Origin of the sequence: Lonsdalea britannica, assembly GCF_002111595.1 — a bacterium.
Classification (GTDB): Bacteria; Pseudomonadota; Gammaproteobacteria; order Enterobacterales; family Enterobacteriaceae; genus Lonsdalea; species Lonsdalea britannica.
On the sequence record NZ_LUTN01000004.1, the window covers coordinates 262,479 to 271,436 of the forward strand.

Here is an 8,958-nt window from a genome sequence, read left to right on the forward strand (position 1 = left end):
CTCATGATACCTTCAATTATAACTTTCAAATTTAGATTTCAAATCGACAATACCCCAAAACTCCATGCCTTTATGCACATGAAGAATAATAGAGTCATATCGGCGATCCAGAGGAATCATTTCTGATTGAGCGCTTCCTGAAGAAATACCAAAAGAGAGCAAGTAGTCTCCTTGATTTAAATTGAGGGGGAAGCTAAATTTGAAAATGTGCATATCTCCTCGCTGGACACTCATATTACTTCGACCTTCAGAAGCCAAAAATGAGTTTGTTCCGTAAAGAAATATTCCATCCAATGTTTTTATTAATATGCCAGGAACGACATTTTCAAAGTCATATTCGAATTTTACCTTGAAGTAAAATTCAGTAAGTTTATTACTTTCAATGCTACTGGGGTAATGGGTTTCATCGACTAAAATATCATAGTCAATTATTTTTGCCCCACCTTGTCCCCATCGGTATTCTTCCGGACGATAACCCGGGTGGGTATGAAACACATCCTCGCTATTATTTAATAACAAATCACTACCTGATGAAGCTTGTTGATCATTTTTTTCAGCCGAAGAATTTTTTTCAGATTTACCGAAAAGTTCATCGAGATACCGATTCGTCACATCTCGCGCTGTTCCATCCATCGCCACTGTGCCATCTTTAAGAAAAATAGCTCTGTCACAATGTTTTACTATATCGCCCGCACTATGGGAAACCAGGAGTAATGTGGTTCCTTGCTTTTTGAACTCGGAAATTCTCGCATAACATTTAGCCTGAAAACGCGTGTCTCCGACGGAAAGCGCTTCATCGACGATCAATATGTCCGGACGCGATGCCGTTGCAACAGCGAATGCCAACCGCATTTGCATACCGCTGGAGTAAATACGCACAGGTTGTTCAATATAATCACCGATATCAGCAAACCTTTCGATATCCGGCATTAATTTGGTTATTTCTTCCCGGCTCAACCCCATCATTAAACCCGCCATGTAAACATTTTGGCGACCCGTAAAATCAGGATGAAACCCCATACCTAGCTCAAGAAGCGCGGCAATCCGCCCCTGAACTTTTATCTCCCCTTCAGTAGGTTTAGTAGTACCTGTTAATAATTTTAATAAAGTACTTTTCCCTGCGCCATTGACACCAACAATGCCAACTGACTCACCTTCCTTGATAGAAAAGTTGATATCTTTTAATACCCATTTTTTCGTATGCTTTACTGATGAGTCCGGAAGAAGCTTTTCAAGTAAACGAAGCCACTTGGAGGCGTAATATTTGTAACACTTCCCAAGTTGGTTAACTGAAATACATGTCATTACAATTCATCCACAATATCAGCCGAGTGTTTTTTAAACATCTTCCACCCAAGTATAAATAAGACAACAGCAATCAAGGTTACCGGCCAAAGCGAATTCCAATCAGGCGCACGGTGGTAGAGCATCACACTTTGGTAGCCCTCAATCAAATTAGCCATCGGATTATATTTCAGTGCATCGCGAGCCCATTCAGGAATGGTTGAACTGACATAGACTATTGGTGTAAACCAAAACCAAAATTGCAGCAATATACTGACAAACTGACCAATATCTCGGACAAAAACATTCATGACACCCAGCAGAACGCCTAACCCCACGGAGAATAACATTTGTATTATCAGTAGAGGAATAATGCTGAAAAAGATCCACCCAGGGAAATTACCCGAGAAAACCAAAAATAATAAAAATAGCGAAAATATAATCAAGAAGTTGATAAAAGCAGAGCTGGCGACAATGATAGGGAGACAGATTCTAGGAAAGCTAAGTTTCTTCAATATATTAGCATTAGCAATAAAAACATTGACTAATCCATTCAACGTCTCTGAAAACAACCCCCATGTTAATACGCCTGAGCAAAGATAAATACTGTAGGCATAGGGGCCTGACATGTCAGACATGCGCGCACGCATCAGCTCAGAAAATATCAACGTATAAACAGCGATCATCGCTATTGGTTGAAAAATTAGCCATAGCGCCCCAAGAAAACTACTTTGATAACGGGACTGAAAGTCCCGTTTGATACTATCAAGAATAAAGCCACGATAACGGGATATCGCCTTAATAAGACCGCGTAACATGAATTATTCACCACCCAAAATATCAAGGATCTCATGCGTTTTTCGGTGCATTACAGAAGCGTCCTGCTTAGATTCAACATTCAAACGCACGACAGGTTCTGTATTTGAAGTTCGTAAGTTAAAACGCCACTCAGGATATTCGATGCTGATACCATCGGTGAGATCAACATTCGCAGCGTCAGGTTCATAAATAGCACGGATTTTTGCAATCTTCTGGGTTGCATTCTCCAGCTTGCGATTGATTTCCCCTGAAGCTGGGTAAGCAAGCAGACGGTCCCCGACCTGTTGACTCAGCGTTTTACCTTTAACCGCCACCAGCTCAGCGACCAACAGCCACGGAATCATGCCGCTATCGCAGTAGGCAAAATCACGGAAATAGTGATGGGCGCTCATTTCTCCGCCGTAGATGGCATCTTCTTTGCGCATACGCTCTTTAATGAAAGCATGCCCAGTTTTCGACATCACCGGAATCCCCCCGGCTTTTTTCACCACATCAATGGTGTTCCAGGTCAAACGCGGATCATGAATAATCTTGGCGCCCGGCTGTTTTTGCAGGAACGCTTCCGCCAGAAGGCCAACGATGTAGTAACCTTCGATAAACTCAGCATGTTCATCGAACAAGAAGCAGCGATCAAAATCGCCATCAAAGGCGATGCCCATGTCTGCGCCATGCTCACGTACAGCATCAGCCGTGTCTTTACGGCATTCCGGCAACAACGGATTAGGGATGCCATTAGGGAATGTGCCGTCAGCCTCGTGGTGAACCTTGATGAATTTAACCGGCGCTCCCGCCTGCTGGAAACGCTTTTCAATTTCATCAATAACATGGCCTGCAGCACCATTGCCTGAGTTAATCACCAATTGCATCGGGCGTGTGAAGTTGGCCAGGTCGACATACTCCATCAGATGGTCGACATACTCGTTCAAAACCGAAATCTGCTTGTAACTGCCACGTCTGGATTCGTCGACCGGTGCAAAGTCATTCGCTTCGGCGAGACGCTGAACATCACGCAATCCAGTATCGCCGCTAATCGGTTTAGCGTTTTCGCGTACCAGCTTCATACCGTTATAATTCATCGGGTTATGACTCGCAGTGACTTCAATACCACCATCAATACCTAGATGAAAAGTCGCGAAGTAAATCTCTTCGGTACCGCTCATGCCAATATCCAGTACGTCCGTCCCCGCATCCTGCAGGCCTCGCGCCAACGCCTGCTTCAGCGTTTCGCTTGTCAAACGAACATCACCGCCCACGGCAATGGTCTTTGGTTTTAAAAACTCACCATAGGCTCTGCCGATGCGATAGGCGATATCTTCATTCAGCTCCTGACCTAATTCACCGCGAATATCGTAAGCTTTGAAACACGTTAATGCTGACATAAATCCCTTCTAAACGTTTCAGTTACTGGTTATTGGCTACATCAATAAAGTCATCGTCGCCCAAGTAGGAACCGGATTGAATCTCAAGGAGTTCCAGTGGTATTTTGCCTGGGTTTTCAAGCGTATGTTGTGAACCAATAGGAATAAAGGTCGATTGGTTTTCCGTTAACAGCAGCGTTTTATCTTGGATAGTCACTTTTGCCGTTCCCGAAAGAATGACCCAGTGCTCCGTGCGGTGGTAGTGCATCTGCAGCGGGAAGGACTCGCCGGGTTTGACCGTAATGCGATTAACGTTAAAACGGTCGCTCTGAACCACCAGATCGCAACGCCCCCAAGGCCAGTAAGTTTCGCGGTGGCGACGATATTCACTACGGCTATTCGCCTTCAGAAACTCCACGACGCGTTTAACGTCCTGAACTTCGTTTTTATTGGCAACCAATACGGCATCTTTTGTATTGACAATAACCAGGTTGTCCACGCCAATGGCGGCCACCAGCTGATCGTCGGTATTGATGTAACAATCCTGTGTGTTGTGCAGGAAGGTATCCCCTTGAAGGGAGTTGCCCTGTTCGTCTTTTTCATTGACTTCCCACAGCGCAGACCAAGAGCCGACATCACTCCAGCCGGCATCCAACGGGATAACCACGGCATCATCCGTCTTCTCCATGACCGCATAATCCACGGACTCGTCCGGGCAGTTCATGAAGCAGTCTTTGTCGATTTTGATGAAGTCGCTTTGTTTATCTACGCTGGAGATTGCAGCCTGACAGGCTTCCAGAATATCAGGCCGGAACTTCTCCAGTTCCTGTAAATAGCGCTTGGCATGGAACATAAACATGCCGCTATTCCAGTAGTATTCGCCGCACCGCAGATAGTCTTCCGCAGTTTTGAGGTCCGGTTTCTCTACAAAGCGCTGCACGCGGAAAGGCGCATTTTCGTCACCCGACACCTGTTCGCCACGGTGAATATAGCCATAGCCCGTCTCTGGGCCCGTAGGGATAATGCCAAAGGTGACCAAACTGCCTGCTTTAGCATGAGGAATCGCATTTTCAACCGCCGTATGAAAGGCGGCTTCATTTTCCATAATATGGTCTGCGGCAAGGACCAGCAGGATGGGATTATCGCCTGCAGAAACCGCATTCAGCGCTGCCAGCGCAATCGCTGGAGCCGTATTACGGCCCACAGGTTCCAGGATAATGTTGCTGGAGAGCTTGTTGATTTGCCGCAACTGCTCTGCAACCAGGAATCGATGTTCCTCGTTGCAGATAACCATCGGGTCGCGCGTTTGGATGCCATCGAGACGATTTACCGTCTCCTGCAGCATGGAGTTTTTCCCATGCAGGCAAATGAATTGTTTGGGGTAAAGTTCACGAGAAAGTGGCCATAAACGGCTTCCGGTTCCACCGGCCATAATCACTGGAAGTAGCATTTTGCGTTGTAACCTTTTATATATCTTGGAATTATTTATATAATTTTATGCAGAAAATAATCAAACACGCTTTCTACTCTCATTGATCTTTCTCCGCGCAGATTCCAACCTTTGCTCTTTGGATTGGCGCAACGCCCTGCGCGAACAGGGAAAGATCGTATCAACAAGCATAGTCACTACTATCCGAGACCGACAACGTCGAAAGACATTATTGGATCCTGTTTTATCAATAAATAAACACTTATAGCTTAACCTCGCGACACAGTGCACGAACAGTACAATATGAAGAGAGATTAAGGCTCTTCAACCCTATATCCACACAACAATTTCACGTCAAAACAACGATATAAAAACAACTTAATCACAAACTCTACAGCAGAACGTTTTCCTTGAGCGTTTTCGCCTGTTCATCTTTTGCGGACAACACGACATTCCCATTCTGGATTGGCCAGTCGATACCAATAGCGCTGTCATTCCACAAAATGGAATGTTCCGCGGCAGGGTTGTAGTAATCGGTGCATTTATAGACGAATTCAGCTTCCTCGCTAGTCACATAGAATCCATGCGCAAATCCTTCCGGCACCCAGAGTTGGCGTTTGTTTTCAGCGGAAAGCAAAGTGCCGACCCATTGGCCAAACGTCGGCGAGTCTTTACGGATATCGACCGCGACATCAAACACTTCCCCTGACACCACACGAACCAACTTACCTTGCGTATTCTCCGTCTGATAATGCAATCCGCGCAGGATGCCCTGTTTGGACTTGGAATGGTTGTCCTGCACAAATGGGCAAGGCCGTTTGGCGACCAGATCTTCGAATTTTTTCTGCTGCCAGGTTTCCATGAAGAATCCCCGCTCATCACCGAATACCGCGGGCTCAATAATTTTCACATCAGGTATAGCCGTATCGATTATTTTCATAAGATCACTTATACGCTTGAATGTTGTTGAGGGCGGACTGCCAGTCGCTGGGGACAATACCAAACTGTCGCTGGATCTTCTTACAATTGAGTCGGGAGTTGGCCGGGCGTTGGGCGCGAGTAGGATAGTCGGAAGTCGAAATAGAGGACAATGTTGGCAGGGCCGGGAGTAATGCCGCCTTGCCCGCCTGCTCGAAAATAGCCTGCGCGAACTCGAACCAACTGACGTACGGCATACCGGAGAAGTGGTATACGCCCCACTCAGGCGTATTGCCAGCTTCAATAAATTCCACCATACGAATCAACGCCGCGGCAATATCCCCTGCGTAAGTCGGACCGCCGACCTGATCGCCCACGATGCTGAGCGCATCGCGCGTTTCGCCCAGACGCAGCATCGTCTTGACGAAATTATTGCCATGTTCGCCAAACACCCACGCGGTACGCAGGATCAAATAGCGATCGGCCAGTTCAGCCACCGCATACTCCCCCGCGAGTTTGCTTTTGCCATAGATCCCTTGCGGCCCTACGGGCATCTCTTCACTGTAAATCTGGTCGCTTTCACCATCGAAAACATAGTCGGTGGAGATATGCAGTATTACAGCGCCGACATGTTTCGCGGCCTCAGCCAAATAGGCTGGGCCATCGCGGTTGATGGTATAGGACGGCGCGATTTCATCCTCAGCCTTATCCACTGCCGTATGTGCTGCGGCGTTGATAATGTAGTCCGGTTGAAACTGTTCCACTTTACGCATGACGGCATATTGGTCGGTAATGTCCAGTTCTTCGCGGTCGACGGCCAACAGCTCGGCCTTACCCTCTAGCTGAGCGACCAGGCTCTGCCCTACCTGTCCCCGACTGCCGGTAATCAAAACTTTCATTCTGGCTCCTGAATATCCGGTCAGTTAAGTAGGTTCATGAGGTAGCGACCGTACTGATTTTTCATCATCGGGTCCGCCAACGTCGCCAGCTGCTGATTGGAAAGCCAACCGTTGCGCCATGCAATCTCTTCCAGACAGGCCACCTGCAGGCCCTGCACATTCTCGATAGTCTGCACAAAGGACGATGCGTCGTGCAGGCTTTCATGCGTTCCCGTATCCAGCCATGCGAAACCGCGCCCGAACAGCTCGACATTCAGCGAGTCATCCTCGAGATACATCTGGTTAATCGAGGTGATTTCCAGCTCGCCGCGATGGGAAGGCTTGACCTGCTTGGCGAAATCCACCACACGGTTGTCGTAGAAATAGAGCCCGGTAATGGCGTAGTTAGATTTAGGCTGAGTCGGTTTTTCTTCGATGGAAACGGCTTTCATATTCTTATCGAACTCCACCACGCCGAAACGCTCAGGGTCTTTTACCTGATAGCCGAACACGGTCGCGCCATGTTCTTTAGCCGCGGCATTCGCCAACATGCGGCTGAAAGATTGACCGTAGAAGATATTGTCGCCCAGCACCAAGCTACAACGATCATCTCCGATAAAGGATTCACCGATGATGAACGCCTGTGCCAGGCCGTCCGGACTCGGCTGGACCGCATAGTCGATGTGGATGCCAAAATTGGAGCCGTCGCCCAGCAGGCGGCGGAAGGCCTCGTTATCTTCCGGCGTCGTGATAATCAGGATTTCCCGAATGCCCGCCAGCATCAGCGTGGAGAGCGGATAGTAGATCATCGGCTTGTTATACACCGGTAGCAGCTGCTTCGACACACCGCGCGTCAGGGGGTAAAGACGCGTGCCGGACCCGCCGGCCAGAATAATACCTTTCATGATGCCTCTCCCATACCCAAGCGCTCACGCGCATAAGAGCCATCCTGAACGCGGCTCCACCACTCCCGATGAGTCAGATACCACTCCACCGTTTTACGAATTCCGGACTCGAATGTTTCCTGCGGCTTCCAGCCCAGTTCGCGCGCGATTTTGCTTGCGTCAATGGCGTAGCGAACGTCATGACCCGGCCGATCTTTCACATAGGTAATCAGGTCCTGATACTGCTTGATGCCATCCGGTTTGTTCGGCACGCGTTCTTCCAACAGGGCGCAGATAGTCTTCACCACGTCGATGTTGGCTTTCTCGTTATGGCCCCCGATGTTGTAGGTCTCCCCTACTTCACCGGTGGTCACGACGGTGTAAAGCGCTCGGGCATGGTCTTCCACAAACAGCCAGTCACGGATCTGCATACCGTTGCCATAAACTGGCAGCGGTTTGCCTTCCAAGGCGTTGAGAATCATCAGCGGGATGAGTTTCTCTGGGAAGTGATAGGGACCGTAGTTGTTGGAACAATTCGTGACGATAGTCGGGAAGCCGTAGGTCCGCTGCCAGGCCCGCACCAAATGATCGCTGGAAGCCTTCGAGGCGGAATATGGCTGCTAGGCGCATACGACGTCGTTTCGGTAAACAGATCGTCCACGCCTTCCAGATCGCCATACACCTCATCGGTAGAAATATGATGGAAACGGAAACGAGATTTTTTCGCTTCGTCGAGCGACAGCCAGTAAGCGCGGGCAGCTTCAAGCAGCGTGTACGTCCCGACGATGTTCGTTTCAATGAACGCCGCCGGACCGTCGATAGAGCGGTCAACGTGCGATTCTGCCGCCAGGTGCATGACCGCATCAGGGCGGTGGGTCTGAAAAATATCGTCCAGCGCGGCGCGATCGCAGATATCCGCTTGAACAAAGACATAACGCTCGTGATCTTCAACGTCTGATAACGATTCCAGATTCCCAGCGTAGGTCAGCTTATCGACATTAACCACGGCATCGGAGGTGTTGCTGATGATGTGGCGAACGACGGCAGAACCGATAAAGCCTGCACCGCCTGTAACCAATATTTTCATAGTAAGAAATCCCAAAAAGAAATGACTAACCTTAGCGATTGCAAGGCTATGAAGCCGACGATCCATGAATTTTAGGCACGCTACCGCCCTTAGGCTTTCCCCTAAAAGACATCACTTGCCGCTCGACTGTTTTCTTCCTGAGACTCTTTTTCGCGCAATATGACGAGTAAAAGAGTGGTCGCATTCTACATGCCCTAATACCCAAGGTGTAGTAGCTCCCGCAGGAAGACCGCCAAAAACAGTCAATTTTTTATCTCCTTCACATTCACCCTTCTGTTGGCAAGAATCGACTCTAGCAATG

Annotated in this window: 7 protein-coding genes and 1 pseudogene; all 8 read right to left on the reverse strand. The window is 48.4% G+C overall.

The genetic code is table 11. From position 1 onward, the window contains the following. Positions 1–12: 12 nt before the first annotated feature. The 8 genes and pseudogenes from AU509_RS05425 to rfbB all read right to left on the reverse strand — a co-directional run bounded on the left by AU509_RS05425 (position 13) and on the right by rfbB (position 8,657). Positions 13–1,305, reverse strand: a complete 1,293-nt coding sequence (locus AU509_RS05425; RefSeq protein ID WP_094117833.1) for an ABC transporter ATP-binding protein — start codon at positions 1,303–1,305, stop codon at positions 13–15. Continuing rightward, on the reverse strand, positions 1,305–2,102 hold the full coding sequence (locus AU509_RS05430) for an ABC transporter permease (protein ID WP_094117834.1): 798 nt from the start codon (positions 2,100–2,102) through the stop codon (positions 1,305–1,307). Before AU509_RS05430 ends, AU509_RS05425 begins: the two co-directional genes overlap by 1 nt. A 3-nt stretch (positions 2,103–2,105) precedes the next feature. Further along, entirely contained in the window at positions 2,106–3,482 is a 1,377-nt protein-coding gene (cpsG, locus tag AU509_RS05435; RefSeq protein ID WP_094117835.1) for a phosphomannomutase CpsG, read from the reverse strand. A 22-nt stretch (positions 3,483–3,504) separates the two neighbouring features. After that, positions 3,505–4,911, reverse strand: a complete 1,407-nt coding sequence (locus AU509_RS05440) for a mannose-1-phosphate guanylyltransferase/mannose-6-phosphate isomerase (protein WP_094117836.1) — start codon at positions 4,909–4,911, stop codon at positions 3,505–3,507. 370 nt (positions 4,912–5,281) lie between these two features. After that, positions 5,282–5,830, reverse strand: a complete 549-nt coding sequence (gene rfbC, locus AU509_RS05445) for a dTDP-4-dehydrorhamnose 3,5-epimerase (protein WP_094117837.1) — start codon at positions 5,828–5,830, stop codon at positions 5,282–5,284. A 4-nt stretch (positions 5,831–5,834) separates the two neighbouring features. Further along, positions 5,835–6,707 (reverse strand): dTDP-4-dehydrorhamnose reductase, encoded by an 873-nt coding sequence (gene rfbD, locus AU509_RS05450; protein ID WP_094117838.1) that lies wholly within the window; start codon positions 6,705–6,707, stop codon positions 5,835–5,837. Positions 6,708–6,727: 20 nt separating this feature from the next. After that, positions 6,728–7,591, reverse strand: a complete 864-nt coding sequence (gene rfbA / locus AU509_RS05455) for a glucose-1-phosphate thymidylyltransferase RfbA (protein WP_094117839.1) — start codon at positions 7,589–7,591, stop codon at positions 6,728–6,730. After that, positions 7,588–8,657, reverse strand: a pseudogene (rfbB, locus tag AU509_RS05460) (dTDP-glucose 4,6-dehydratase). Before rfbB ends, rfbA begins: the two are co-directional and overlap by 4 nt. Positions 8,658–8,958: the final 301 nt, after the last annotated feature.

Excerpts from the sequence above, each read along its gene's own strand:
- AU509_RS05425 (WP_094117833.1), bottom strand. The coding sequence starts at position 1,305 with ATGACATGTATTTCAGTTAACCAACTTGGGAAGTGTTACAAATATTAC.
- AU509_RS05430 (WP_094117834.1), bottom strand. The coding sequence starts at position 2,102 with ATGTTACGCGGTCTTATTAAGGCGATATCCCGTTATCGTGGCTTTATT.
- cpsG (WP_094117835.1), bottom strand. The coding sequence starts at position 3,482 with ATGTCAGCATTAACGTGTTTCAAAGCTTACGATATTCGCGGTGAATTA.
- AU509_RS05440 (WP_094117836.1), bottom strand. The coding sequence starts at position 4,911 with ATGCTACTTCCAGTGATTATGGCCGGTGGAACCGGAAGCCGTTTATGG.
- rfbC (WP_094117837.1), bottom strand. The coding sequence starts at position 5,830 with ATGAAAATAATCGATACGGCTATACCTGATGTGAAAATTATTGAGCCC.
- rfbD (WP_094117838.1), bottom strand. The coding sequence starts at position 6,707 with ATGAAAGTTTTGATTACCGGCAGTCGGGGACAGGTAGGGCAGAGCCTG.
- rfbA (WP_094117839.1), bottom strand. The coding sequence starts at position 7,591 with ATGAAAGGTATTATTCTGGCCGGCGGGTCCGGCACGCGTCTTTACCCC.